This window comes from Lutibacter aestuarii (assembly GCF_042676885.1).
GTDB lineage: Bacteria > Bacteroidota > Bacteroidia > Flavobacteriales > Flavobacteriaceae > Lutibacter > Lutibacter aestuarii.
In genome coordinates this window covers 575724-600725 of sequence record NZ_JBHTIC010000008.1, presented here as the reverse complement: position 1 = coordinate 600725, position 25002 = coordinate 575724, and the positions used below count along the sequence as shown (strand labels likewise).

The following is a 25002-nucleotide window of genomic DNA, read 5'->3' as shown; positions in this document are numbered from 1 at the left end:
TTTAAATTATTTTAAAGGCTTTTCACTGTAGTTTAAACAATTAAATTAAAGTGTTTTCAAAGTAATATTCAATAGTTTAGAATGTAATTTTCAACTTATTAAAATTGTAATTTTTGAAATTGAAATTTTATCAAATTTTTGTAAAAAAATAAGCAACACTATTTATTTAAGTAACTTAATTAAGGTTATTTCAAAACTTTTTAATAATTCATCTAAATTTTAAGTTTTGATTATTACATTTGTGAATATTTTTTAAAATAATATTTCTAATGAATTTACACGAATACCAAGGAAAAGAGTTGTTAAATAGTTTTGGCGTTAGAATACAACGCGGTATAGTTGCTAATAATCATAAAAAAGCTGTAGAAGCTGCAAAACAATTAACTGCAGAAACTGGTACAGGTTGGTGGGTTGTTAAAGCACAAATTCACGCTGGAGGACGTGGAAAAGGTGGCGGAGTTAAATTAGCTAAAAATTTGCAAGAAGTAGAAACTATTTCTGAAAATATAATTGGAATGATGTTAAAAACACCTCAAACACCTCCACAAGGAAAAAAGGTGAACCAAGTTTTAATTGCTGAAGATGTCTATTATCCTGGAGATAGTGAACCAGAAGAATATTATATGTCGGTTTTATTAAATAGAGCAACCGGAAGAAATATGATTATGTATTCTACTGAAGGGGGAATGGACATTGAAACTGTTGCAGAAAAAACACCTCATTTAATTTTCACAGAAGAAATTGATCCTTTATTAGGATTAATGCCATTCCAAGCGCGTAAAATTGCTTTCAATTTAGGGTTGTCTGGAGCTGCATTAAAAGAGATGATTAAGTTTGTAACATCGTTATATACTGCTTTTGTAAAATCTGACTCTTCATTATTTGAAATCAATCCAGTATTAAAAACTTCAGATGATAAAATATTAGCAGTTGATTCTAAAGTTACTTTAGATGATAATGCATTATTTCGCCATAAAGATTTAGCAACTTTAAGAGATTTACGTGAAGAAAATGAAATTGAAGTAGAAGCAAATGCTGCAGGTTTAAACTATGTTGATTTAGATGGAAATGTAGGGTGTATGGTTAATGGTGCAGGTTTAGCGATGAGTACAATGGATTTAATTAAACAATCTGGAGGAGAGCCTGCTAACTTTTTAGATGTTGGTGGTACTGCTGATGCAAAACGTGTTGAAACAGCCTTTAGAATAATTTTAAAAGATCCAAATGTAAAAGCTATTCTAGTGAATATATTTGGAGGTATTGTGCGTTGTGATAGAGTAGCACAAGGAGTTATTGATGCCTATAAAAACATGGGTGATGCTATTAAAGTTCCAATAATTGTACGTTTACAAGGTACAAATGCAATTGAGGCAAAAGAGTTAATTGATGCTAGTGGTTTAGACGTAATATCTGCTACTGAGTTTCAAGAAGCTGCAGATAAAGTTCAAGAAGTTTTGGCTTAAAGACAAAAACTTACATAACAAAAGATAAAGAAACTCTCAAATAAATGAGAGTTTTTTTATGCTCAAAAATTAACCATAAAATTACGGTAACTTTTGTTGCTAAAGCTATTTTAAACCTTTATGAATTCATTACGTCAAATCTAGTATAAAATAATTTACTTATGAGAAAAATGATTTTAGTAACTGTAATTGTGTTTTTGGCTATAACAGTTGGTTGTACTAATGATAATAATGAAAATTCTATAATTGATATAGTTTTAACACAAGATGAAATTAATGATTTACTTTTTTTAAGAGAAGAAGAAAAATTAGCAAGAGATGTTTATTTGTATTCATATGATAAATATGGAACTATTGTATTTAACAACATTGCCTCTAGCGAATCTTCTCATATGAATAGCGTATTAATTTTATTAAATAAATACAATATAGAAGATCCTATATTGGAAAATAGAGGAGAGTTTAGAAACACTACACTTCAAAAAATTTATAATGATTTAATTGAACTCTCCGATATATCATTATTAGAAGCTTTAAGAGTTGGTAATATTATTGAAGATTTGGATATTAAAGATTTAACTTTAAATGAAAGTAGAACTGAAAAAATAGATTTATTAAGTCTGTATGATTTCTTAAAATGTGGTTCTCAAAATCATTTAAGAAATTTTAATAATCAGTTAATTTCAAATGGAGGAAATTATGTTCCTGAATATCTTACACAGATAGCATTTGAGACTATAGTGAATAGTACAAATGAATGGTGTGGTTTTAATTGATTAGTTTTTAGAAATTAAATAAGTTATTTTTGTAGTTGTTATATAAAAAGCTATAAAGTAATTTGGTGGAATCAGCTAGAATTCAACAGCATGTTGCTAGTGAATATTCTAATTAAAATGTAGCTATAAAAAAACACCTTTGTAATTACAAAGGTGTTTTTTTATGTATAAAAGTATATTTATTAAATATCTTCAAAATTTACATCGGTAAAACTTTCTGTACTTGAAGAGGCTTCGTTTAATTCAGAAGGTCTTTTAAAATCTTTTTGGTGACGTTCAGAGATCACTTCTTCACCTTTTTCATTTAAAATATAATCAGTTGCAGCTTTTAGCATCTCATTAAATTCATTAAAATCTTCTTTGTATAAGTAAATTTTGTGTTTTTTGTAATGGAAAGATCCATCGTCATGTGTAAATTTTTTACTCTCGGTAACAGTTAAGTAATAGTCATCTGCTTTTGTAGCTCTTACGTCAAAAAAGTAGGTTCTTCTTCCTGCTCTAAGAACTTGAGAGAATATCTCTTCTTGTTCTAAATGTTCTTTGTCATTCATAATTAACTTTCTATATTTAGTAATCTTTTTTTTAGATTTATTCACAAATCTATAAAATTATTTCAGTTATTTAACAATTTTTAAATTTCTTTTTCTAAAAGTTGTTGTTCGTAGAGTTCTTTATAATATCCATCAATATTAACTAGCTCATTATGTGAACCTTTTTGAATTATTTTTCCATCTTCTAAAATAATAATCACATCTGCATTTTTTACAGATGATACTCTATGACTAACAATTAAAGTAGTTTTATTTCTACTTATTTTATGAAGATTGTTCAAAATTATTTCTTCAGTTTCGGTGTCAACTGCAGAAAGGCAATCATCAAAAATTAAAATATTAGGATTTTTTATAATTGCTCTAGCTATTGAAATACGTTGTTTTTGTCCTCCAGATAAAGTTACACCTCGTTCACCAACATAGGTGTCATATCCTTTATTAAACTCAATAATGTTATGATGAATATATGCGTCTTTAGCTGCTTGTTCAATTTTAGCATTTGAGGCATTTTCATCTCCAAATTTGATATTGTTTTTGATGGTGTCAGAAAATAAAAATGCTTCTTGAGGAACAAAACCAATATTTTGACGTAAGTTATTTAAGTTTAGTTGCTCAATATTAGTACCATCAATTAATATTTCTCCAGTATCAACATCGTACAAACGAGCAATTAAATTGATGATGGTGGATTTTCCGGAACCAGTATTTCCTAAAATGGCTAATGTTTTTCCTTTTTCAAGTTTAAAACTTACATTTTTTAAAGCGGTAATATTGGTGTCATCATAAGTAAATGTAACATTTTTAAACTCTATGGTTCCTTCAATAGTTGAAGGTTGTTCTTGATTGTTTTTTATTTCGGGTTCATGTTTTAAAAATTCATTAATACGTTGTTGAGAAGCCTCAGCTTGTTGTACTATTGAAGTTACCCAGCCAACTACTGCAACGGGCCAAGTTAACATGTTTACATACATAATAAATTCTGCAATAACACCTAAAGAGATCGTGCCTTCAATATAACGCATACCTCCAATATATATGACTAAGATATTGCTTAAACCTATCAATAAAATCATTAATGGGAAAAATAGGGCTTGAGCTTTAAATAAATTGATGTTTTTATCTTGTGCTTCATTTGCTAATGTTCCAAATTCAACCATTGTTTTATGTTCAATTCCATAAGATTTTAAAATACTTATTCCAGAAAATGTTTCTTGAGCATTAGCTGTTAACTTAGATAAATATTGTTGAACTATGGTACTTCTTTTATTAATAACTCTACTTAAAATATAAATTGAAATCGATAAAATTGGGAGTGGTAGTAAGGTGTAATTAGTTAATATTGGGTCAATATTATACATTTTTATAATTGCTACTACAAACAGTACTAGCATATTAATAGAGTACATTATTGCTGGTCCAAAATACATGCGAACTTTACTAACATCTTCACTAATTCTATTCATTAAATCACCTGTTTGATTTTGTTTGTAAAAGTTTAGGGATAAACGTTGATATTGTTGGTAAATCTCATTTTTTAAATCAAACTCAATTAATCTAGACATTACAATAATTGTTTGTCTCATTAAAAAGGTGAAAAAACCAGCTAAAAGTGCGGCCCCAACAATAAGTAAAATATTATTTAACAACTGGGCTTTAACAATTGGCAAATCAGAAACAATCCCATTTGTATAGTCTTCAGCAATGTTAACCGACTGCCTAATAAGTTGTGGTACTTGTAAAGCTAAAAATTTAGAAGCAACAGTAATTATAATTCCAATTAGTAATCTGTATTTATATTTAAAAAAGTATTTGTTTAAGTATTGTAAGGCTTTCATAAAAGAATTAAGGGCAATCAATTTTAAAGCACGAAGATACATTATTAATATTTTAATTTCGGTATTTTAAGATAGAATTAACTTTACTTAAAAAATGAAAAACACTGCTCATTTTATAAAAAATAATACTATTTTTGCCGTGTTAAAAACAATTTTTTCAAAGTTCTTTAAATGATAAATAGAAGACATATTAGAGTTAAAGTAATGCAATCGGTTTATGCTTTACTACAGTCTAAAAGTGACAACTTAACAAAAGAAGAAAAGTTCTTATATGCAAGTATTGATAAAATGTATGATTTATATGTTTTATTAATTCGTTTACTTGTTGAAGTTAGAAATATGGAAAAAAACCATATTGAAATTTCTAGAAAAAAGTTTTTAGCAACTTCAGAAGATTTGAATCCAAATATTAAATTTATAAACAATCAAGTTTTTAATACCTTAAATGAAAGTGTTTCATTAAATGAGTATTTAGAAACTAAAAATTTAAATTACTGGACTTTAGATAACGAGTATATCACAGAAATTTGGAAACAAATTAAAGAAAGTGAGTTGTATGCTACTTATATGAACTCTAAACATTCAAATTTTCAAGAAGATAAAGAGTTTGTAGTGGCTATTTTTAAAACTATTGTAGCTCCTAATGAAAAATTAGCTGAGTATTTTGAAGATAAAAATATAAGTTGGTTAGATGACATTCCTTTTGTAAATACTTGGATTGTAAAATCATTAAATCAATTAAATGTAAATCAATCTTTTCAACTTGGGAAGCTTTATAAAGATGAGGACGATAAAAAGTTTGTAGTAGATTTGTTTAGAAAAGTAGTGTTAAAACACACTGAATTTGAAAAGGAAATTGAAGATAAAACACCTAATTGGGATTCAGATAGGATTGCTGAAGTTGATATGATATTAATTAAAATGGCTATTTGTGAGTTTGTAAATTTCCCTTCAATTCCAACCAGAGTTACTATTAATGAATATATTGAAATAGCCAAAGATTATTCAACCAATAAAAGTAGTTACTTTATAAATGGAGTATTAGATAAAATTTTAAAAGATTTTACAACTTCAAAAAGATTGAATAAAATAGGGAGAGGATTATTATAATTTTTTACTTTTACTGAAATTTACTTATTATGAAAAAAATTACGATTATTTGTGCAACTTTATTAAGTGTAGTTTTTATTTCTTGTAACGACAGTGCTACCAAAAAAATAAAATCTACTAATTTAGAAACTGCTAAAGAAAGAGATGAAATCATTAGCCTTGGAGGACCAGTTATAGAGTTTGACAAAATGGAATTTGATTTTGGTACCATTACAGAGGGAGAAATAATAGATGGAACTTTTAAAATTTCCAATACAGGAAAAACAGATTTATTAATTATAAATGCAAAACCATCTTGTGGATGTACTGTTCCAGAATGGCCAAAAGAACCTATTAAACCAGGAGCTTCAGCCGAACTTAAATTTTCTTTCAATTCTAATGGAAGAGTAGGTAAACAGCATAAAACCATAACTTTACAAACAAATACTGAAAAAGTTACAGAAATGTTACGTATTAAAGGTACGGTAACAGCAAAAAACTCATAAATATTAATATACTTAAATAAATAAAATGTATACAACAATTTTTTTACAAACAGGAGGAGGAAGTACTTTAACGGGAATGTTGCCTTTTTTATTAATGTTTGTGGTGATTTATCTTTTTATGATTCGCCCACAAATGAAACGTGCAAAAAACGAAAAACAATTCCAGAGTTCTATAGCTAAAGGAAATAAAATAGTTACTACTAGTGGTATTCATGGTAAAATTGTTGATATTGTTGATAGTGATAATACTGTAATAATTGAAACAGGAGCAGGTAAAATTAAATTTGAACGCTCCTCAATTTCTATGGAGCTGAGTAAAAAATACCAACCAGCTATAGAAAAAAAATAAGAAATTTTTATATGATTTAAAGTGAGCCATTGAGCTCACTTTTTTTGTATATTTATTTTTTAATTTATACTATGAATGCAGCAGCAAAACAAGCTAAATTATCATTAAAAAATAATAGAAAATTTAAAATATTTTTATTTTTTTTAATATTAACTTCTATAATTTGGTTGTTAATTGAGTTGTCTAAAACTTATACAAGCACAGTTAATTTTAAAGTTGAATATAGAAACTTACCAAAAGATAAGTTATTACAAAGTAAGCCGATAGTTAATTTAGAAGGAGTATTAAAAGGTCCTGGATTTTCGTTATTAAAACATAATATTATTCATAAAAAACTTCTTATAAATTTAAAAAGTATTACTAAAGGCGAAAGGACTTATTATATTTTACCTAATAATCAGCTTCAAAATTTAAATGCTCAGTTAACAGGAGATATTGAGTTACTTAGAATTTTAAATGATACCATTTTTATTGATTTGGGTTTAAATATTTCAAAAAAAGTTCCTGTAGCTTCTAATGTTAGTATTGACTTTAAGTTAGGCTACAACTTAACAAATGAATTAAAGTTTTCTCCAGATTCTATAGTAATTACTGGCCCTAAAAATAATATAGATTCAATTAAAGAAATTCAAACTAAAGCAATTTCATTAAAAGATATTTATAAAAATATTGATCTTGATATAGCATTAATACTACCACCCAAAACTAGTAATGTACAATTATCTGAAACTAAGATACATGTTAAAGCAGAAGTTGATAAATTTACAGAAGGCAGGTTTTTATTACCTGTTGAAGTAATAAATGTTCCTGACAGTTTGAAAATTAATCCTTTTCCAAAAGAAATTGAAGTTATTTATCAAGTAGGTCTTTCAAATTTTAATAAAATAAATAAAAATAGCCTATCCATTGTTTTTGATTATAAGCAATATGAAAATGATTCTTTAGTAAAGTATCTAACTCCTGTTATAAAACAAAAAAGCGAATTTATAGCTTCAATTAAAATTAATCCTAGACAAATTGAATTTTTAATTCAAAAATAAGGATATCATTTATTGAAAATTTTATAATTAAATAAATTTTATGAAAATAATTGGTTTAACTGGCGGTATTGGGAGTGGTAAAAGTACTGTTTTAAAGATGTTTAAAGAATTAGGTGTCGATACATATGTTGCAGATGTAGAAGCAAAAAAAATAATGAATTCTGATAAAGATTTAATTCGTCAAATTTGTGAAGCATTTGGAGAGAAAACCTATGTAAATGGTGCTTTAAATAATTCATATCTAGCTTCTTTAGTATTTAATAATAAAGAGAAATTAACTCTTTTAAATGGTTTAGTTCATCCAAAAGTTAAAGAACATTTCAATGCTTTTATACAAACTTCAACTTCAAAATTTATAATTTATGAAGCGGCAATTTTGTTTGAAAGTGGTAGTTCTAAATTTTGTGATTTAATCATAACTGTAATTGCAGATTTTAAAGATAGATTAGAAAGAATACAAAAAAGAGATAAAATTAGTGAAGCACAAATTTTGGAAAGAGTTAATAATCAACTAGATGACAATTTTAAAATTAAACATTCAAATTTTGTGATTAAAAACACTAATTTAAATGCTACAAAACTGCAAGTAAAAACTATTTTTGAGCTTATTTCTAAAACTTGCAGTAACTAAAATATTTCTTAAAATACTGTTAAAAAATTATAGAATTTGTTAACTTTCGTTAAAATAAGTTGTTATAAGTGTTAAAAGTTTAAATTTGAGTAATGGGGAAGAGGATATTTTTGCTCATCATTGTATTAATGAGCATCGCTTTAATTGGGATTATATCAGTACAAGTATTTTGGATAAAAAATACCATTCAAATCACAGAAGAGCAATTTACCTCTAATGTTAGATTTGCTTTGGCAAAAGTATCTGAAGATATACGTCAAAGAGAGTTTAATGATTTTTATAACAAATTTGCGGATACGTATAAAGAAGGTCAAGAGTTAAATAAATCCGATATACGTAATTATATTTTTGAAAAGGTTGACACTACAAAAAATGAAAGGTTTACCTATTCTCAAAGTATCATTGAGCAAAATTATAAAGTTCCAACAGAGTTCTTTGAAAATGATTCAATATTCTTTAAAGAAATTTTCAGCAAAGAAGAATTTGTAATTCAAAAAGATATTTTAGGTAGTGGAAAAGAAGAATTTGAAAATTCTCCAGAAGAGAGAGTAACTAAAATTGGAAGATTTCCTAAGGCAGAAAAAGCTTATTTAGAAAGAGATTTTGATGTATACACAAGCAGATTACCTATACATCAAAGAGTAAGCAATAATGAAATTACAATGCGCTTAGATAGGGAACTTAAACAAAAAGGGATTGAAACGGCTTTTAAATATGGAATTTATAGTAATGGTTTAGCAACACAAGTTAAATCTGGTTATTTTAGTAAAGAAGCAGGGAAAAGTTATATGGTGCCAATGTTTGCTGATGCTGATGGAAATAGTAATTTTAAGTTGTATGTGTCTTTTCCTGAAAAGAAGAATTTCATTCTTTCTTCAATTTCAAAAATATTGGCATTATCAGCTATTTTTATTTTAATCATTATAATGGCATTTGTCACAGCGTTGTATCAATTAATTAGACAAAAACAAATTTCAGAAATAAAAACTGATTTTATTAATAATATGACCCACGAGTTTAAAACACCTATTGCAACTATTAATTTAGCTTTAGATGCAATAAAAAACCCTAAAATAGTTGAAGATAAGGATAAGGTGTTACGTTATGTGAAAATGATTCGTGATGAAAATAAAAGGATGCATGCACAAGTTGAAAATGTATTAAGAATATCTAAGCTTGAAAAAAATCAGTTAGATGTTAGTAAGGAAAAAGTAGATATACACGACATTATTGAAGAAGCAGTAACGCATGTAGAGCTATTGGTTAAAAATAAAGGAGGCTATATAAAAGTTAATTTAAAAGCAAGTTTAACGGAAATATTGGCAAATCATTTTCATTTAACTAATGTAATTGTTAATGTTTTAGATAATGCAATTAAGTACTCGTTAGAGGCACCTAAAATTTCAATTTTTACTGAAAATACAGCTAAAAGCGTTACAATACAAGTTAAAGATCAGGGAATTGGAATGAATAAAAATGTTCAAAAAAATATATTTAAAAAATTCTATAGAGAAGAAACAGGAAATATTCATAATGTTAAAGGGCACGGTTTAGGGCTCTCATATGTAAAAAAAATAGTAGAAATTCATCAAGGTATCGTGTATGTTGAAAGTGAAAAAGGAGTTGGAAGTACTTTCACCATAAAGCTACCTTTAATTTAAATAATAATATGGAAAATAATAAAATTTTATTAGTTGAAGACGATCCTAATTTTGGAACCGTTTTAAAAGATTACTTATCGTTAAATGATTATAATGTTACTTTAGCAAAAGATGGATTAGAAGGATTAATTATGTTTAAAAATGATGAATACGACTTGTGTATTTTAGATGTAATGATGCCTCGAAAAGATGGATTTTCTTTAGCTAAAGACATTAGAACTGCCAATGCAGAAGTGCCAATTATTTTTTTGACAGCTAAAACTATGAAAGAAGATGTTTTAAAAGGTTACCAAGCTGGAGCAGATGATTATTTAAACAAACCTTTCGATTCGGAAGTACTTTTATATAAAATTAAAGCAATACTTCAACGTAAAGAAACTGAACAAGATGTTGAAGAAGATACTTTTGAATTTAAAATTGGAAAATTTGATTTTAATTCTAAATTACGCCATTTATCATATAGTGGAGAGGAACCTCAAAAGTTATCACCTAAAGAAAGTAAATTGTTAAAAATGCTAGCGACTCATATCAACGATTTAATGCCAAGAGAATTGGCTTTAACTAAAATATGGAGAGATGATAATTATTTTACGTCAAGAAGTATGGATGTATATATAGCCAAGCTTAGAAAATATTTAAAACAAGATGAAAATGTAGAAATTCTCAATATACATGGAGAAGGCTTTAGGCTAATAGATAAATCATAAATTAAAAAACCTGCTTAATTAAGCAGGTTTTTTTATATTTAGACAATTAATTTATGTAAAAAAAATAAGATGGCTCAACTGGTTAGAATTTTTGAAGAAAATCCAAATGAACGCGAAATTGAAAGAGTAGTCCAAGTTTTAAAGCAAGGAGGCTTAATTATTTATCCAACAGATACCGTTTATGGTTTGGGTTGTGATATTACTAACACAAAAGCCATGGAAAAAGTAGCAAAATTAAAAGGTGTAAAACTAAACAAAGCTAACTTTTCATTTATTTGTCATGACTTAAGTAATTTATCAGACTATGTTAAGCAAATAGATACGCCAACTTATAAAATTTTAAAAAAATCATTGCCTGGACCATTTACATTTATTTTACCTTCCAATACTAATTTGCCAAAATCCTTTAAAGGAAAAAAAACTGTAGGGATAAGGATTCCGGATAATAATATAATTAGAGAATTGGTTAAAGCATTAGGTAACCCAATAGTATCCACTTCAATTTATGATGAAGATGATTTGTTAGAATATACTACAGATCCAGAGTTGATTTTTGAAAAATGGCAAAATAATGTAGATATTGTTATTAATGGAGGCTATGGAGGTAATATACCCTCAACAGTTGTAGATTTATCTGATGGTGAAGTAATTGTTATTAGAGAAGGTAAAGGAGATGTTGATGAACTTTAAATTTACAAAGTTTCTTTATAGTGTTTTTTTCTTAAAATAAAATGCTCCCAAACTATACTTTTTAACGTGTAATAGTTTTCTTTAGGTTTGGTTCTAGATCTCTTTTTTAGCATTTTAGTCAAGTTATTATAAAAACTAAAATGAGCTTTAATAATAACTAATGTGTGGATAGGTTTAAGTTCAAATATAAATTTTATTCCAGCAATGCCATCCAAAATCAATCGTGTTAAAATAATACTGATTAACTTTTTTTTAGGTAAGTTTTTAAGCAGTGTAAATAAGCTATTTCTAAAATTTAAAAAGGTTTTTCTTGGACTTTCTTCTTTTAAAGTTGCTCCTCCAACATGATAAACAGTTGAAGTACCAACATATTTAATAATGGAGTTGTTGTTTATAGCTCTCCAGCATAAATCAATTTCTTCTTGATGCGCAAAATAATCTTCATCAAATCCTTTTAAATTGTGAAATACCTTAGATCTAATAAAAAAACAAGCACCCGAAGCCCAAAAAATTTCAGTTACGTCATTAAATTGCTGGGTGTCATTTTCTAATTCAGAAAAAATACGACCTCTGCAATAGGGATAGCCATATTTATCAATAAAACCGCCACCAGCTCCAGCATATTCAAATTTAGTTTTGTTTTTATAATCTAAAATTTTTGGTTGAATAATATCTGTATAAGGTTCATTTTTGAAGGTAGTAATTATTGGATTTAACCAATTTTCGGTAACCTCAATATCAGAATTTACCAAGGCATAAATATCTGCATTAACCTTCTTTAATGCATCGTTATATCCTTTTGCATAACCGCCATTTATTTTATTTTTTACAATTGAAATAGAGGGATAATTATTTTTAATAAATTCAACAGAATTATCCGTAGAAGCATTATCAGCAATTACAATTTCAACATTTTCAATGTTGCAGAATTTGATGATAGATGGAAGAAATTTTTTCAATAATTTTTCTCCATTCCAATTTAATATAACTATGGCAATTTTCACAATGCAAACTTAACTAATTGCTTTTAGAATTGAATTAATTTAATCAGAAATATAATGGGGGATATTTTCCAAAAAAACATACTGCTCTTTTTCAACATCCATAAAACAAAAATAATGGTTTAAACCATTACTTACAATCAAATAATTAGCTGCTAATTTTAAATTGTATCGAGCAATTTGATCAAATGAATTTTGATTAATTTTAACTGACGGAGCTTTGCATTCAACAATAATATTAGGAGTTCCTTTAGAGGTAAAAACTAAAATATCGGTTCTTTTGCTTAATTTATTGATGATTAGTTTTTTTTCAATAGCGATTAATGAAATAGGATAATTTTTATCATTAATTAAATAATGAATGATATGTTGTCTAACCCATTCTTCAGGTGTTAAACTCACATATTTTTTTCGAACAATATCATAAATAAAAAGCTTATTTTCCCTACTTTTGATTTTGAACTTATATGTTGGTAAATTTAATGCCTGCATATCGCAAAAATGCTAATTTTTTTTGATTAATGAGTGATGTCACTAAAATAGTTTCAGATATAAAAAGTGGAAATATAAAGCCTATTTATTTTTTAATGGGTGAAGAACCTTATTATATTGATAAAATTTCAGAATATATTGAAGAAAATATTCTTTCTGAAGAAGAGAAGGGATTTAATCAAATGGTTTTGTATGGAAGAGATGTTAGTATTGATGATATAGTTGACAACGCAAAGCGCTTTCCAATGATGGCTGATAAACAGGTGGTAATTATTAAAGAAGCTCAAGATTTATCAAGAACTATAGAAAATTTAACATTGTATGCTAGCAATCCGCAACCATCTACTGTATTGGTAATTTGTTATAAATATAAAAAATTAGACAAGCGAAAAGCTTTGTATAAAGCTATTCAAAAAGTAGGGTTAGTGTATGAGAGTAAAAAATTATATGAAAATCAGGTAGCTGATTGGATAAGAAGGGTTTTAGCAGGTAAAAATTATAAAATTGATACCAAAGCCACACTAATGTTAGTGGAATTTTTAGGAACCGATTTAAGTAAAATTAGCAATGAACTAGATAAATTAATGGTAGTATTACCTAAAACATCTACCATTTCACCTAAAGATATTGAAGTAAATATAGGAATAAGTAAAGATTATAATAATTTTGAATTGCGTAAAGCTATTGGTGAAAAAAATATTGTAAAAGCTAATGAGATTATTAATTATTTTGGTCAAAATCAAAAAGCAAACCCTTTAGCTGTTACTATTTCTTTATTAAATAGTTTATTTACCCAATTATTGATTTACCATAGTTTAAAGGATAAGTCAAAAAATAGCATTGCAAAATCTTTAGGAATTAGCCCTTTTTTTGTTTCGGACTATTCCATTGCCGCTAAAAATTATCCAATGCGTAAGGTGTCACAAGTAATCTCATTACTTCGTGAAGCAGATATTAAAAGTAAAGGTGTTGGTGCCAATGCACTTCCTGCAAGAGATATTTTAAAAGAATTATTATTTAAAATTATGCACTAATAAAGCATTAAAAATTTATTTATCAACAATAATTCTTTGTTCTCTATTTGCAATTTCCCAAGCAGTATAAAAAACCAACTGTGCTCGTTTGGCTAATAATTGGTAATTAATTTTATCAGGTGTGTCTGAAGGTTTATGATAATCTTGATGAGTGCCATTAAAATAAAAGATAATAGGAATGTTATTTTTAGCAAAATTATAATGATCAGATCTATAATAAAAGCGATTAGGATCATTTTCATCGTTGTATTTATAGTCTAATTTAATTTTAGTAAACTTTTCATTCATAGCTTCTGAAAGCTCGTGTAATTCTGAACTTAACTTATCTGAACCAATCAAATAAATATAGTTTGGATTTGCTTCATGAGCATCATCTACACGACCAATCATGTCCATATTTAAATTAGCAACTGTATTAGCTAAAGGGAATATTGGAAAATTGGTGTAAAATTTAGATCCTAATAAGCCTTTTTCTTCTCCAGTTACATGTAAAAAAAGTATGGATCTTTTTGGTTTATGGCCATTTTCTACAGCTTTTTGAAACGCTTGAGCAATTTCTAAAATAGCTACTGTGCCTGAACCATCATCATCAGCTCCGTTATAAATTTCACCATCTTTCATGCCAACGTGATCAAAATGTGCAGAAATAACTATAATTTCTTCTGGTTTTTCAGAACCTTCAATAAAAGCAACAACATTTTCAGAAGGCTTTAAATTTGGTCTTAAATATTCCGTAGGAATATCTTGGAAATAATTATCATTACCCAGCGGAGAGGCAATATTGTTACTAATATAGAAATCTTTTAGGTATTCAGCAGCTTTTTTTTGCCCAACTTCGCCTGTGTTTCTTCCTTCAAATTCATCTGAAGCAATTATATATAGGTGATCTTTTAAGTTTTCTGGGCTAATGGTAGCTGCAAATTCCATTGCAGTTTTACCAGTTACTTCAATTTTTTCAGTAATATGATTGTTTACTTTACAGCTAATTAGTAAACATAAGACAATTATAAATGACAGTATTTTTTTCATTTTTAGTAGTTGAAATTTGTCAAATATATTAAAATTATTATGAGTTGGAAATTGTAAATTGTTTTAAGGTTTTATTGAAAGAAATTAATTTAGAATCGAAAAGAAGGTCTAGGGCATTTTTTTCTATTAATTCATCGGTTTTTCCACTGATAAATTTTGAAGGAGACATCAGCCAAAGTTCATCTGCTAATTGAAGTGCTAGATTTGTTTCGTGAGTAGATATAATGATTGTTTTGTTAAATTCTGAAGCTAAGTTTTTAAGTAGTGAAAATGTATTTATGGTATGGTGGATGTCTAAATGAGCAGTTGGTTCATCTAACACAATAATGGGTGTATTTTGTGCCAAAGCTCTAGCAATTAATACTCTTTGTAACTGTCCATCACTTAATTCATAGCATTTAGAATTCATTAAGTGTTTGGTATTTGTTTTTTCAAAAGCCGTATAAATTATTTGTAGATCTTCACTGGTTAAATATCCAATCCAGTTGGTGAATGGTTGACGTCCTAAAGCAACCAATTCAAACACTGTTAAACTGCTATCTGGAAGGCGCTCGGTTAAAACTAAACTTAGTGTTTTTGCTAATTCATTATTGGATAATGAATTTAAATTTGCATTATTGATAAAAATTTCACCTTTTAAAGTAGGTTGTACTTTTGTTAATGTTCTTAAAAGTGTAGATTTCCCTATACCATTTTTGCCTAGTAAACACACCATATTACCTGTTTGCAGTTGAATGTTTAAATTTGAAGCAATAGTAATGGTTTTCTTTTTGGAAGAATAACCAATACTTAAATTATCAATTTTTATAATATGTTTTGCTTGGTCTTTCATTAATAATAAATCTTACGTTTTCTAACTAATAGCCATATAATGATTGGTGCCCCAAATAATGAAGTAATTGCATTTATAGGTAATGTAAATTCACTTGTTGGCAATTGAGCAATACTATCACAAATTAACATTATAATAGCACCACTTATAGCAACAGCTGGTAATAAAATTTTATGATTTGAAGTGTTAAAAAGTAGTTTTGTTAAATGTGGAACGGCCAAGCCAATAAAAGCAATTGGACCAGAAAAAGCAGTAATTACACCAGTTAACAAACTAGTAGCTATTAAAATTAAATTTCTTGTTTTTTTAACATTAACTCCCATACTTTTAGCATAGTTTTCACCTAAAAGTAGGCTGTTTAAAGGTTTAATGATAAATACAACCAATAAAATTCCTATTAAAAAAGTAGTAAGTAACACAGTTATTTCTTTCCAACTTAAATTACCAAGGCTACCAAAACTCCAAAACATATATTGTTGTAATTGACTGGCACTACTAAAATAAGCTAAAATACTAATAACGGATGCTGTTAAACTTCCAAACATTAAACCAATAATTAAAATAGACATGGTGTTTCTAACTTTAATAGCAGCCAACATAACTGCAGAAAGAACCAAGAAAGCCCCTAAGCTAGCAGCTATTGCAAGCCCAAAATTTGTAAATGCATAACTTGATAATGTTGCCCCAAAAAAAGAAGCTCCTAAAATTAAAATGGCAACGCCTAAACTAGCTCCTGAACTTATTCCTAACACAAAAGGTCCGGCCAATGGATTTCTAAATAAAGTTTGCATTAATAAACCACTAATAGATAAACCAGACCCAACAATAATAGCTGTTATTGCTTTAGGAATTCGATAACTTAATACAATAGAGCGCCAAGAATCTTTTTCAACATCACCATTTATAATTGATAAAAATATTTGTTTTAATGGAATATATACAGATCCCAAACTAATGTTTACAAAGCAAATAAGTGCCAATGCAAAAAATAAGATAAGAAATGTGTTTTTATATGATTTTATTGGACTTACCAAGTAGATTTATTTAAAAAGTTAACTAATTTTTGAATGGCTTTTCCTCGGTGACTTATTTTTCCTTTTTCTATCAATTCCATTTCTGCAAACGATTTATCAAAACCATCGGGTAAAAAAATAGGATCGTAGCCAAAACCGCTATTTCCTTGTTTATGTTTTAAAATTTGACCTTTGCAAATGCCTTCAAATATAAATTGTTTTTGATTAATATTTAAAGCTATTGCTGTTCTAAATTGAGCTCTTCTATTTAAATTATCACCAAGATTGTTTAATAGCTTATTCATATTGGCCTCAGCATTATTATCTATACCTGCATAACGAGCAGAATAAACTCCTGGTTGGTTATTTAAAGCTTCTACTTCTAAACCAGTATCGTCCGCAAAGCAATTTAAACCAAATTTATGAGTTATATAGTTGGCTTTTAAGATTGCGTTTCCCTCTAAAGTTTCTGCTGTCTCAGGTATTTCATCAAAACAATTGATGTCAGCCAAACTAACTATTTCAAAGTTAGTTAACATTGCCTGTACTTCTTTAAGTTTATTTTTATTATTAGTGGCAAAAACCAATTTTAATTTATTCATGATGATAAGGTTCATTTTTTAAAATCGTAAAGGCTCTATAAATTTGTTCAACTATAAACAAGCGAATCATTTGATGCGAAAAAGTCATTTTTGATAATGAAATTTTTCCTTGTGATTTTTTATAAACCTCTTCAGAAAATCCATAAGGACCTCCAATTACCAAAACCAATTGTTTAATTCCTGCATTCATTTTTTTTTGAAGATATTCTGAAAAAGTAACTGATCTGAATTCTTTTCCTTTTTCATCTAACAAAATTAAGACATCGGTTGGATTTAATTTTTTTAAAATGAAGTCTCCTTCCTTTTCTTTTTGTTGAGTTTCACTTAAGTTTTTAACTTTTTTTAAATCTGGAATAATTTCAATTTCAAAATTTACATAATGTTTTAACCTATTTTGATAAGTTTCAATTAGTGTTTGTAAATTTTTATCATCGGTTTTACCAATGGCCAATAACTTAATTTTCATTTGGCAAATATAAAAAGAAATAAAGCTTTAATTTTTGAAAATAAAAAAGTTATTTTTGTTTGAAAATACTGGTTAAAATGATAAGTAACGAACAATTTGAAAAAGAGTTAGATATAATAATTTCCAATGCTATTAGAGAAGATGTTGGTGAAGGAGATCATAGTTCTTTAGCATGTATTCCTGTTGAAGCCAAAGGAAAAGCAAAACTTTTAGTAAAAGAAGATGGAATTATTGCAGGTGTAGAAATGGCCAAAAGAATTTTTAAGTATGTTGATTCATCATTGAAAATTGAAATCCTAATTAATGATGGAGAATTTGTAACATATGGAGATATTGTTTTTTATGTGGAGGGAAGTTCTCAAGCAATTTTAAAAGCCGAGCGTTTGGTGTTGAATGTAATGCAGCGAATGAGTGCAATTGCTACCAAAACGAATAAATTTGCTAATTTATTAGAGGGTACAGCAACTAAAGTTTTAGATACTCGAAAAACAACTCCAGGAATTAGAGCTATTGAAAAATGGGCTGTAAAAATAGGTGGTGGAGAAAACCATAGATTTGCGTTGTATGATATGATTATGTTAAAAGATAATCACATAGATTTTTGTGGAGGTGTTACAAAAGCAATACAACAAACCCAACAATACTTAAAAAATAAAAATTTAGAGTTAAAAATTATAGTTGAAGCTAGAAGCTTGGATGAAATTAAAGAAATTTTAAATGTAGGCGGGGTGTATAGAATTTTAATTGATAACTTTAATTATAAAGACACCAAAAAAGCAGTTCAGTTAATAGGAAATCAATGTCAAACAGAATCATCAGGAGGTATAAATTTGGAAACTGCTAGAAAATATGCAGAATGCGGTGTAAATTATATTTCGTCTGGAGCATTAACACACTCTATATATAATATGGATTTAAGTTTAAAAGCTGTAGATTAGTTTGAAAATTTAAATTTTTAATGCATCAAAATGACTAAAGAAATAGAAAAAAACCTTTCTAAAATTCCTATAGTAAATTGGATTGTAAAGCTTGGAAAACAAGTTAGAATTCCTGGTTTGCAAGGGATGTCGTTGTATGATGTTATTGAAATGTATATTATTGGTATCGTTAAAGGAGCTTTAACTTCTAGGGCTGGAGGTATAGCATTTAGCTTTTTTATGGCATTGTTTCCCTTTATTCTATTTATTCTTACATTAATACCTTATGTACCCATTGAAGGGTTTCAAGAAGATTTTTTATTAATTATTGAACAGTTATTACCACCCAACACAGCAGAAACTGTTCATGAAGTTATTGAAGATATTGCCAATAACAGATATGGAGGATTACTTTCTTTTGGGTTTGTAGCTTCAATTTTTTTAATGGCAAATGGTGTAAATGCAATTTTAGGGGGATTTGAATATTCGTATCATGTCACTAAAATGAGAAATATATTAAGGCAATATATTATTTCAATGGGAATGGCAATTTTATTAGCATTTATTTTGGTATTGACGGTTGCAATAACCCTGTATTTTGAAATTGGAATTGCGAGTTTAAAAGATAAAGGCTGGCTAGCAGATGATGTATTTTGGATTGAAAAAGGACAATTCTTATTTTTTGTATTATTAATTTTTGTCTCTGTATCATTTTTGTACAAATATGGAACTAAAGAAGTAAAATACCATTCATTTTTTACACCTGGTTCCATTTTAACCACCCTACTAACACTCTTAATGTTTAAATTGTTTTCAATTTATGTGTTAAAATTCGCAACCTATAATAAATTGTATGGTTCTATAGGTACGCTTTTAGTATTAATGTTGTTTGTTTGGTTAAACTCAATAATCCTATTACTTGGATTTGAATTAAATGCCAGTATTAGTCGATTAAAAAGATTACATTTAAGATATAATAAAGAATAAAATGAAAGCAGTAGCTATGATTCCGGCTCGTTATGAAGCAAGTAGATTTCCTGGTAAATTAATGAAAGATTTAGCTGGTAAATCGGTTATTTTAAGAACTTATGAAGCCACCAAACAATCAAATTTATTTGATGAAGTTTATGTAGTTACAGATAGTGATATTATTTATAATGAAATAATTTCTAATAGCGGAAAAGCAATAAAAAGTAAGAAAGAACACGAGTCAGGCAGTGATAGAATTGCTGAAGCAATAGAAAATTTAGAGGTTGATATTGTTGTAAATGTTCAAGGAGACGAGCCCTTTACGCAAACCGAGCCACTTCAAAAATTATTACAAGTTTTTAAAAATGACTTAGCTAAAAAAGTTGATGTAGCCTCATTAATGTTCAAAATGAATGATTTGGAAGAAATCAATAATCCAAACAATGTAAAAGTAGTATGTGATGAACATAATTTTGCAATGTATTTTTCACGTGCTCCTATTCCTTTTCCAAGAGATAAAACCAAAGCAAACTATTTTAAACATATTGGAATTTACGCATTTACCAAACAAGCATTATTAAAATTTACTACCTTACCAATTAACCAATTAGAAGCTGCAGAAAAATTAGAAAATCTTCGTTTTTTAGCTAATGGATTAAAAGTTAAAATGGTTGAAACTTCTAAGGTTGCCATTGGTATTGATACTCCTGAAGATTTAGAAAAAGCTAACGCTATTTATAAAGAGATGAACAAATTTAAAAAACCATAAAAATTACTTTATGAGCTACGCTAATAAACAACCAAAAGACTTTATTAAATCGCTACAACTTATTCATTTTGCATTATTTTTAGGGGTGATAATTTTTGCAATTTATGTGGTGTATACTGCCAAAGACCAACTATTTTTTTCATATACAACCAATAAAGCATTTTTATATTTAGCAATTATTATTTCATTTATTGGAAATTTAGCAAGTAAATCATTATACTCAAAGCTGATAAAACAAATTTCTAAAGAAGCTAGTTTAACTCAAAAAGCAATAAAATATAGTACAGCTCATGTGTTTAGAATGGCAATGTTAGAGTTTCCAGCTTTTATGTGTTTATTTTTTGCATTTCAAACCAATAACAGCTTTTATTTTATTTTGGCAGGAATTTTAGTTTTAATGATGTTAGCTATTTATCCAACCAAAGCTAAGTTTGAAAATGATGTACCGCTAACCAATAGTGAAAAAACTATGTTAGAAAAGCTTTAATTAGTTTTTAAAATTTCAGATATTTGCAAACTAATTTTTTAAAATGGCACAAAAACCAAGCATACCAAAAGGAACACGTGATTTTTCACCTACCGAAGTAGCAAAAAGAAACTATATTTTTTCAACAATTAAAGAAGTATTTGAAACGTATGGTTTTCAACCTATTGAAACTCCATCTTTTGAAAACTCTTCAACTTTAATGGGAAAATATGGAGAAGAAGGAGATAGGCTAATTTTTAAAATATTGAATTCTGGTGATTTTTTGAAAAAAGTAGAAGATGATTTATTAATTTCAAAAGACAGTATAAAAATAACTTCAAAAATTTCTGAAAAAGCATTACGTTACGATTTAACAGTCCCTTTTGCACGTTATGTAGTTCAACACCAAAATGAAATTGAGTTTCCATTTAAACGGTATCAAATGCAGCCAGTTTGGCGCGCAGATAGACCCCAAAAAGGACGTTTTAGAGAATTTTATCAATGTGATGCTGATGTAGTTGGAAGCAAAGGTTTATGGCAAGAAGTAGAATTTGTACAATTGTATGATGCCGTTTTTAGTAAGTTAAAGTTAACAGGTACGACCATTAAACTTAACAACAGAAAAATATTAGCAGGAATTGCTGAAATTATTGGAGCTAAAGATAAATTAATAGATTTTACTGTTGCTTTAGATAAATTAGATAAAATTGGTGCTGAAGGTGTTACTAAAGAAATGTTGGATAAAGGAATTTCTGAAGCAGCAATACAAAAGGTAGAGCCTTTATTTAATTTTAAAGGAAGTAATCAAGAAAAATTAAAACAACTTCAACAACTATTAACAACTTCTGAAGAAGGAACTAAAGGAGTGGAAGATTTAAAATTTATTGTTGATAATATAGAAATGTTAGGATTACAAACGGCTAATTTAGACATTGATGTTACTTTAGCACGTGGGTTAAATTACTATACTGGAGCTATTTACGAGGTTACAGCGCCACAAGGTGTTAAAATGGGCTCTATTGGTGGAGGTGGTAGATATGATGATTTAACAGGTATTTTTGGATTAAAAGATATGAGTGGAGTTGGGATATCATTTGGATTGGATAGAATTTATTTAGTATTGGAAGAATTAAATCTTTTTGATGCAGTAGAATTACCAAAACCAAAGGTATTATTTATTAATTTTGGTGAAAAAGAAGCAGCATTTTGTATGAAGGCTTTGGTAACCTTAAGAAAAAACCATATCAAATCTGAATTATATCCAGATGCTGCTAAAATGAAAAAGCAGCTTAATTATGCGAATAGAAGACAAATACCTTATGTGGTTTTAGTAGGAGCATCAGAAGTTGAAAATAATAAGTATACCTTAAAAAATATGCAAACGGGTGAACAACAAGTTTGTACTTTAAAAGAATTACTCGAAATCACTAGCTAATTTAAAAAAGTAAATTGTAAATTTGCAGGCTAAAGAAAATCAAAATGTTTGAAGGTAAAAACGTAATGACAGATAAAATAGATGATAGAGGAGATGATCACGTAGGATCATCTGCTAAAACACCATTAAGAGCTGATGCTTTTGAGATTTCAGATCAAGAAAAAGTTAAACGTATTCAAGAAAGTGTAAAAGATATTTTGAATACTTTAGGAATGGATTTGGAAGATGATAGTTTAAAAGGAACTCCTAAAAGAGTAGCAAAAGCTTTTGTGAATGAACTTTTTGGAGGTTTAAACCCAGCAAATAAGCCTAAATTATCAACGTTTGATAATAATTATAAGTATGGTGAAATGTTGGTTGAAAAAAACATTACAGTGTATTCAACTTGTGAACATCATTTATTACCTATTGTAGGAAGAGCTCACGTAGCATACATTTCTAATGGTCATGTTATTGGGTTGTCTAAAATGAATAGAATTGTAGATTATTATGCGAAAAGACCACAAGTACAAGAGCGTTTAACAATGCAAGTAGTACAAGCATTGCAAAAAGCATTAGGTACTGAGGATGTTGCCTGTGTAATTGATGCGAAGCATTTATGTGTTAATTCTAGAGGAGTTCGTGACATTGAAAGTAGTACAGTAACCTCTGAATTTGGTGGTAAGTTTAAGGAAAAAGATGTTAAACGAGAGTTTTTAGATTATATCAACCTAGAAACTGAATTTGAATAGCATTTCAAATAATATAAATAAAAAAGCACTCAGAATTGAGTGCTTTTTTTGTGAAAAGAGTTTTCTTTATGATTCTTTTTCAATTAATTTTTTAGATAAAGTAAATCCTACAAATAAACCAATTCCTGCCATTAAAAATATTGAACCTGTATAAGCTACACCATCATTTATTAGAGTATATGCTTCTAAAATTGAACCAATAAATATTCCCGATCCGATACCCATTAATAAAACGGCTAAATTTAAAATCAATACTTTCCAAATAGGTACTGAAGGTTTCTTTTGAGCCTTTGCACTAAAAAAGATACTTGCATCAGCACCTTTTTCAATTAATGCTAATCGTTCTTTATTTCTTGTTGAAAAGTGTAAATAAAAGATTCCAAAAACTACTACAAATAATGATATAAATACTAGTACTGCTTCCATATTAAATAAAATTTAAGTTTTTAATTTGTTTCATAAGGTATGACGAAATTAATTTTAACTAGGTTACAAAAAAATTAAATTAATTAATTTAGTATAATTTGTAACCAACTTTATTCAATAATCGTCTTATGTTAAAATGAATGCCAAACCCGACGAATACTATATAAATGAAACCTTAAATGGTAACGTTAATGCGTATGCTTTTTTAGTTGAAAAGTATAAACATATGGTGTTTACACTTTCTTTACGTATAGTTAAAAATAGGGAAGAGGCTGAAGAAATATCGCAAGATGTTTTTGTAAAAACATATACAAACTTGAAAAGTTTTAAAGGCGACTCTAAATTTTCAACTTGGATTTATAAAATTGCGTACTATGCTAGTTTGGATGTTTTAAAAAAACAAAAAAGAACGATTTATCCTGAAAATATAGATATATTTAATGAAAGTGATGTAGAAAGTGTTTCGTACGGATTGAATTTTTTAGAGTTACAAGACCGAAAAAAAATAATTAATACAGCGCTTTTAAAACTCTCTGAAGAGGAAAGAACAATTGTTACATTATTTTATTATGAAGAAGTTTCGGTGAAAGAAATTTCAAAAATTGTAAATTTAAGTGCCGATAATGTAAAAATTAAATTATATAGAGTACGAAAAAAATTAGTTTCAATTTTAAAGAATGTAATTGAACCAAATACAATTAATTTATTATGAAAACTGAAAATAACATAGAAGGCTTTACCAAAAGTATTATAAAAGAAGTTGGTTTGGAAACACCTTCAACTGATTTTGTATCTAATGTAATGAAAGCAATAGATGTTGAGAATAAAAAAGTAGTTTCTCTAAATTATCAGCCTCTAATATCAAATTTTGGTTGGTTTGTAATAACTCTTCTTTTAATGGGAATGAGCATTTTTATTTCACTAAGTAATTTTCAAAGCAGTGAAATTTTTTTAATTTTAGATTCGTCCTATTTAAATAAATTTAATGAAATTGACTTTATCAATAATTTAAAGTTCTCAACTACTTTTACATTTTCAGTTTTACTTTTCGCAGTTTTAGTAGTATTTCAATTATTCGCTATAAAGCACTTTTATGCAAAAAAAGTTTTACCAAATTAATTATTTAGGAGCCAATAAATTAAAAGGGTAATAAGGGATATTTCGAAGTATCCAAAAAATAATAATTAGTATTAATAATACTATGGGAGTTTTGGAATGATAAATATAATTGTAATATTTTTTTTTGAAGAAATAATTGACTCCCGAAATTATTAAATGATATCCTATTATAAAAAGCCCAATAATGTACAAGGCATTTTGTTGAACTACCCCTAAAAAATTAAAGTTTAAAAGTTGGTGAGTAGCACGTTGACTACCACATCCTGGACAATAAATTCCTGTGGTTGCATATAATGGACATTTTGGCAGAAAATTTACTTCATTGGGATTTATAAAAAAATAAAGGAATGCCAAAACTATTGCAAGTAAAAGCACTCCTATGTATTTTAGTTTCATGAGTTAT

The 25002-nt window shown here is 27.7% G+C and carries 30 protein-coding genes; 19 read left to right on the top strand and 11 right to left on the bottom strand.

Annotated elements, in window-relative coordinates; all coding sequences use genetic code 11:
• The first annotated feature begins 269 nt into the window (after window positions 1–269).
• A complete protein-coding gene (gene sucC, locus ACFQZW_RS10275) occupies window positions 270–1463 on the top strand; it encodes an ADP-forming succinate--CoA ligase subunit beta (RefSeq protein WP_298263133.1) in 1194 nt (397 codons plus the stop codon).
• 161 nt (window positions 1464–1624) lie between these two features.
• Window positions 1625–2239: a DUF2202 domain-containing protein gene (locus ACFQZW_RS10270; RefSeq protein WP_386782814.1), complete on the top strand. Its 615-nt coding sequence runs from the start codon at window positions 1625–1627 to the stop codon at window positions 2237–2239.
• Between the two features lie 182 nt (window positions 2240–2421).
• Here ACFQZW_RS10270 and ACFQZW_RS10265 read toward each other — a convergent pair whose 3' ends face one another.
• Entirely contained in the window at window positions 2422–2790 is a 369-nt protein-coding gene (locus ACFQZW_RS10265; RefSeq protein WP_298263131.1) for a PUR family DNA/RNA-binding protein, read from the bottom strand.
• An 80-nt stretch (window positions 2791–2870) separates the two neighbouring features.
• Window positions 2871–4625 (bottom strand): ABC transporter ATP-binding protein, encoded by a 1755-nt coding sequence (locus ACFQZW_RS10260; RefSeq protein ID WP_298263130.1) that lies wholly within the window; start codon window positions 4623–4625, stop codon window positions 2871–2873.
• A gap of 171 nt (window positions 4626–4796) precedes the next feature.
• Here ACFQZW_RS10260 and nusB point away from each other — a divergent pair, with 171 nt between their 5' ends.
• The 8 genes from nusB (at window position 4797) to ACFQZW_RS10220 (ending at window position 11298) form a co-directional block, all read left to right on the top strand.
• On the top strand, window positions 4797–5735 hold the full coding sequence (gene nusB / locus ACFQZW_RS10255) for a transcription antitermination factor NusB (RefSeq protein ID WP_298263129.1): 939 nt from the start codon (window positions 4797–4799) through the stop codon (window positions 5733–5735).
• A gap of 29 nt (window positions 5736–5764) precedes the next feature.
• Window positions 5765–6220 (top strand): DUF1573 domain-containing protein, encoded by a 456-nt coding sequence (locus ACFQZW_RS10250; protein ID WP_298263128.1) that lies wholly within the window; start codon window positions 5765–5767, stop codon window positions 6218–6220.
• Between the two features lie 25 nt (window positions 6221–6245).
• Window positions 6246–6569 (top strand): preprotein translocase subunit YajC, encoded by a 324-nt coding sequence (yajC, locus tag ACFQZW_RS10245; RefSeq protein WP_298263127.1) that lies wholly within the window; start codon window positions 6246–6248, stop codon window positions 6567–6569.
• A 71-nt stretch (window positions 6570–6640) separates the two neighbouring features.
• Window positions 6641–7609 carry a CdaR family protein gene (locus ACFQZW_RS10240; RefSeq protein WP_386782809.1) on the top strand — a complete coding sequence of 323 codons (969 nt, stop codon included), beginning with the start codon at window positions 6641–6643 and terminating at the stop codon, window positions 7607–7609.
• 40 nt (window positions 7610–7649) lie between these two features.
• Window positions 7650–8240 (top strand): dephospho-CoA kinase, encoded by a 591-nt coding sequence (gene coaE / locus ACFQZW_RS10235; RefSeq protein ID WP_298263125.1) that lies wholly within the window; start codon window positions 7650–7652, stop codon window positions 8238–8240.
• 128 nt (window positions 8241–8368) lie between these two features.
• Window positions 8369–9901: a sensor histidine kinase gene (locus tag ACFQZW_RS10230; protein ID WP_298263124.1), complete on the top strand. Its 1533-nt coding sequence runs from the start codon at window positions 8369–8371 to the stop codon at window positions 9899–9901.
• Between the two features lie 8 nt (window positions 9902–9909).
• Window positions 9910–10608, top strand: a complete 699-nt coding sequence (locus ACFQZW_RS10225) for a response regulator transcription factor (RefSeq protein WP_298263123.1) — start codon at window positions 9910–9912, stop codon at window positions 10606–10608.
• 69 nt (window positions 10609–10677) lie between these two features.
• Window positions 10678–11298 carry an L-threonylcarbamoyladenylate synthase gene (locus tag ACFQZW_RS10220; protein ID WP_298286473.1) on the top strand — a complete coding sequence of 207 codons (621 nt, stop codon included), beginning with the start codon at window positions 10678–10680 and terminating at the stop codon, window positions 11296–11298.
• Between the two features lie 2 nt (window positions 11299–11300).
• On the opposite strand, the gene ACFQZW_RS10215 is transcribed toward ACFQZW_RS10220, so the two are convergent.
• Window positions 11301–12302, bottom strand: coding sequence for a glycosyltransferase family 2 protein (locus tag ACFQZW_RS10215; protein WP_386782804.1), 1002 nt, complete (start codon window positions 12300–12302; stop codon window positions 11301–11303).
• A gap of 39 nt (window positions 12303–12341) precedes the next feature.
• Entirely contained in the window at window positions 12342–12791 is a 450-nt protein-coding gene (locus tag ACFQZW_RS10210; RefSeq protein ID WP_298263120.1) for a type I restriction enzyme HsdR N-terminal domain-containing protein, read from the bottom strand.
• Window positions 12792–12820: 29 nt separating this feature from the next.
• On the opposite strand from ACFQZW_RS10210, the gene holA reads away from it, so the two are divergent.
• Window positions 12821–13825, top strand: coding sequence for a DNA polymerase III subunit delta (holA, locus tag ACFQZW_RS10205; RefSeq protein ID WP_386782801.1), 1005 nt, complete (start codon window positions 12821–12823; stop codon window positions 13823–13825).
• Window positions 13826–13840: 15 nt separating this feature from the next.
• Here the strand turns inward: holA and ACFQZW_RS10200 are convergent, their stop codons facing one another.
• From ACFQZW_RS10200 to rlmH, 5 genes are read right to left on the bottom strand one after another with little or no spacing between them, the layout of a single operon-like run.
• Entirely contained in the window at window positions 13841–14854 is a 1014-nt protein-coding gene (locus ACFQZW_RS10200) for a M28 family metallopeptidase (RefSeq protein ID WP_298263118.1), read from the bottom strand.
• Window positions 14855–14891: 37 nt separating this feature from the next.
• On the bottom strand, window positions 14892–15686 hold the full coding sequence (locus ACFQZW_RS10195; RefSeq protein ID WP_298263117.1) for an ABC transporter ATP-binding protein: 795 nt from the start codon (window positions 15684–15686) through the stop codon (window positions 14892–14894).
• Window positions 15686–16708, bottom strand: a complete 1023-nt coding sequence (locus tag ACFQZW_RS10190; RefSeq protein WP_386783061.1) for a FecCD family ABC transporter permease — start codon at window positions 16706–16708, stop codon at window positions 15686–15688. Before ACFQZW_RS10190 ends, ACFQZW_RS10195 begins: the two co-directional genes overlap by 1 nt.
• Before the next feature lie 5 nt (window positions 16709–16713).
• On the bottom strand, window positions 16714–17301 hold the full coding sequence (locus ACFQZW_RS10185) for a non-canonical purine NTP diphosphatase (protein ID WP_298263115.1): 588 nt from the start codon (window positions 17299–17301) through the stop codon (window positions 16714–16716).
• A complete protein-coding gene (gene rlmH, locus ACFQZW_RS10180; RefSeq protein WP_298263114.1) occupies window positions 17294–17767 on the bottom strand; it encodes a 23S rRNA (pseudouridine(1915)-N(3))-methyltransferase RlmH in 474 nt (157 codons plus the stop codon). Before rlmH ends, ACFQZW_RS10185 begins: the two co-directional genes overlap by 8 nt.
• 77 nt (window positions 17768–17844) lie before the next feature.
• Between rlmH and nadC the strand changes: the two genes are divergently transcribed.
• The 6 genes from nadC to folE are packed head-to-tail and all read left to right on the top strand — an operon-like array spanning window position 17845 to window position 23054.
• Window positions 17845–18705, top strand: a complete 861-nt coding sequence (gene nadC, locus ACFQZW_RS10175; protein ID WP_298263113.1) for a carboxylating nicotinate-nucleotide diphosphorylase — start codon at window positions 17845–17847, stop codon at window positions 18703–18705.
• A 30-nt stretch (window positions 18706–18735) separates the two neighbouring features.
• A complete protein-coding gene (locus ACFQZW_RS10170) occupies window positions 18736–19671 on the top strand; it encodes a YihY/virulence factor BrkB family protein (protein ID WP_298263112.1) in 936 nt (311 codons plus the stop codon).
• A gap of 1 nt (window position 19672) precedes the next feature.
• A complete protein-coding gene (gene kdsB / locus ACFQZW_RS10165) occupies window positions 19673–20422 on the top strand; it encodes a 3-deoxy-manno-octulosonate cytidylyltransferase (RefSeq protein ID WP_298263111.1) in 750 nt (249 codons plus the stop codon).
• 10 nt (window positions 20423–20432) lie between these two features.
• On the top strand, window positions 20433–20909 hold the full coding sequence (locus ACFQZW_RS10160) for a hypothetical protein (RefSeq protein WP_298263110.1): 477 nt from the start codon (window positions 20433–20435) through the stop codon (window positions 20907–20909).
• Between the two features lie 43 nt (window positions 20910–20952).
• Window positions 20953–22323 carry a histidine--tRNA ligase gene (hisS, locus tag ACFQZW_RS10155; protein ID WP_372801938.1) on the top strand — a complete coding sequence of 457 codons (1371 nt, stop codon included), beginning with the start codon at window positions 20953–20955 and terminating at the stop codon, window positions 22321–22323.
• Between the two features lie 44 nt (window positions 22324–22367).
• Window positions 22368–23054, top strand: a complete 687-nt coding sequence (gene folE / locus ACFQZW_RS10150) for a GTP cyclohydrolase I FolE (protein ID WP_298263108.1) — start codon at window positions 22368–22370, stop codon at window positions 23052–23054.
• A 66-nt stretch (window positions 23055–23120) separates the two neighbouring features.
• Here folE and ACFQZW_RS10145 read toward each other — a convergent pair whose 3' ends face one another.
• Complete coding sequence (locus tag ACFQZW_RS10145) at window positions 23121–23480, bottom strand: DUF6249 domain-containing protein (RefSeq protein WP_298263107.1); 360 nt, start codon at window positions 23478–23480, stop codon at window positions 23121–23123.
• 136 nt (window positions 23481–23616) lie between these two features.
• Between ACFQZW_RS10145 and ACFQZW_RS10140 the strand changes: the two genes are divergently transcribed.
• Window positions 23617–24192, top strand: coding sequence for an RNA polymerase sigma factor (locus ACFQZW_RS10140; RefSeq protein ID WP_386782793.1), 576 nt, complete (start codon window positions 23617–23619; stop codon window positions 24190–24192).
• The gene (locus tag ACFQZW_RS10135) at window positions 24189–24599 is read left to right on the top strand and encodes a hypothetical protein (protein WP_372801941.1); all 411 of its coding nucleotides are present in this window, start codon (window positions 24189–24191) and stop codon (window positions 24597–24599) included. The genes ACFQZW_RS10140 and ACFQZW_RS10135 overlap by 4 nt, the downstream gene beginning before the upstream one ends.
• On the opposite strand, the gene ACFQZW_RS10130 is transcribed toward ACFQZW_RS10135, so the two are convergent.
• A complete protein-coding gene (locus ACFQZW_RS10130) occupies window positions 24600–24995 on the bottom strand; it encodes a DUF2752 domain-containing protein (protein WP_298263104.1) in 396 nt (131 codons plus the stop codon).
• Window positions 24996–25002: the final 7 nt, after the last annotated feature.

Bases quoted from the DNA above. Each gene is read 5' to 3' on its own strand.
- sucC (WP_298263133.1), top strand. From the start codon at position 270: ATGAATTTACACGAATACCAAGGAAAAGAGTTGTTAAATAGTTTTGGC.
- ACFQZW_RS10270 (WP_386782814.1), top strand. From the start codon at position 1,625: ATGAGAAAAATGATTTTAGTAACTGTAATTGTGTTTTTGGCTATAACA.
- ACFQZW_RS10265 (WP_298263131.1), bottom strand. From the start codon at position 2,790: ATGAATGACAAAGAACATTTAGAACAAGAAGAGATATTCTCTCAAGTT.
- ACFQZW_RS10260 (WP_298263130.1), bottom strand. From the start codon at position 4,625: ATGAAAGCCTTACAATACTTAAACAAATACTTTTTTAAATATAAATAC.
- nusB (WP_298263129.1), top strand. From the start codon at position 4,797: ATGATAAATAGAAGACATATTAGAGTTAAAGTAATGCAATCGGTTTAT.
- ACFQZW_RS10250 (WP_298263128.1), top strand. From the start codon at position 5,765: ATGAAAAAAATTACGATTATTTGTGCAACTTTATTAAGTGTAGTTTTT.
- yajC (WP_298263127.1), top strand. From the start codon at position 6,246: ATGTATACAACAATTTTTTTACAAACAGGAGGAGGAAGTACTTTAACG.
- ACFQZW_RS10240 (WP_386782809.1), top strand. From the start codon at position 6,641: ATGAATGCAGCAGCAAAACAAGCTAAATTATCATTAAAAAATAATAGA.
- coaE (WP_298263125.1), top strand. From the start codon at position 7,650: ATGAAAATAATTGGTTTAACTGGCGGTATTGGGAGTGGTAAAAGTACT.
- ACFQZW_RS10230 (WP_298263124.1), top strand. From the start codon at position 8,369: ATGAGCATCGCTTTAATTGGGATTATATCAGTACAAGTATTTTGGATA.
- ACFQZW_RS10225 (WP_298263123.1), top strand. From the start codon at position 9,910: ATGGAAAATAATAAAATTTTATTAGTTGAAGACGATCCTAATTTTGGA.
- ACFQZW_RS10220 (WP_298286473.1), top strand. From the start codon at position 10,678: ATGGCTCAACTGGTTAGAATTTTTGAAGAAAATCCAAATGAACGCGAA.
- ACFQZW_RS10210 (WP_298263120.1), bottom strand. From the start codon at position 12,791: ATGCAGGCATTAAATTTACCAACATATAAGTTCAAAATCAAAAGTAGG.
- holA (WP_386782801.1), top strand. From the start codon at position 12,821: ATGAGTGATGTCACTAAAATAGTTTCAGATATAAAAAGTGGAAATATA.
- ACFQZW_RS10200 (WP_298263118.1), bottom strand. From the start codon at position 14,854: ATGAAAAAAATACTGTCATTTATAATTGTCTTATGTTTACTAATTAGC.
- ACFQZW_RS10195 (WP_298263117.1), bottom strand. From the start codon at position 15,686: ATGAAAGACCAAGCAAAACATATTATAAAAATTGATAATTTAAGTATT.
- ACFQZW_RS10185 (WP_298263115.1), bottom strand. From the start codon at position 17,301: ATGAATAAATTAAAATTGGTTTTTGCCACTAATAATAAAAATAAACTT.
- rlmH (WP_298263114.1), bottom strand. From the start codon at position 17,767: ATGAAAATTAAGTTATTGGCCATTGGTAAAACCGATGATAAAAATTTA.
- nadC (WP_298263113.1), top strand. From the start codon at position 17,845: ATGATAAGTAACGAACAATTTGAAAAAGAGTTAGATATAATAATTTCC.
- ACFQZW_RS10170 (WP_298263112.1), top strand. From the start codon at position 18,736: ATGACTAAAGAAATAGAAAAAAACCTTTCTAAAATTCCTATAGTAAAT.
- kdsB (WP_298263111.1), top strand. From the start codon at position 19,673: ATGAAAGCAGTAGCTATGATTCCGGCTCGTTATGAAGCAAGTAGATTT.
- ACFQZW_RS10160 (WP_298263110.1), top strand. From the start codon at position 20,433: ATGAGCTACGCTAATAAACAACCAAAAGACTTTATTAAATCGCTACAA.
- hisS (WP_372801938.1), top strand. From the start codon at position 20,953: ATGGCACAAAAACCAAGCATACCAAAAGGAACACGTGATTTTTCACCT.
- folE (WP_298263108.1), top strand. From the start codon at position 22,368: ATGTTTGAAGGTAAAAACGTAATGACAGATAAAATAGATGATAGAGGA.
- ACFQZW_RS10145 (WP_298263107.1), bottom strand. From the start codon at position 23,480: ATGGAAGCAGTACTAGTATTTATATCATTATTTGTAGTAGTTTTTGGA.
- ACFQZW_RS10140 (WP_386782793.1), top strand. From the start codon at position 23,617: ATGAATGCCAAACCCGACGAATACTATATAAATGAAACCTTAAATGGT.
- ACFQZW_RS10135 (WP_372801941.1), top strand. From the start codon at position 24,189: ATGAAAACTGAAAATAACATAGAAGGCTTTACCAAAAGTATTATAAAA.
- ACFQZW_RS10130 (WP_298263104.1), bottom strand. From the start codon at position 24,995: ATGAAACTAAAATACATAGGAGTGCTTTTACTTGCAATAGTTTTGGCA.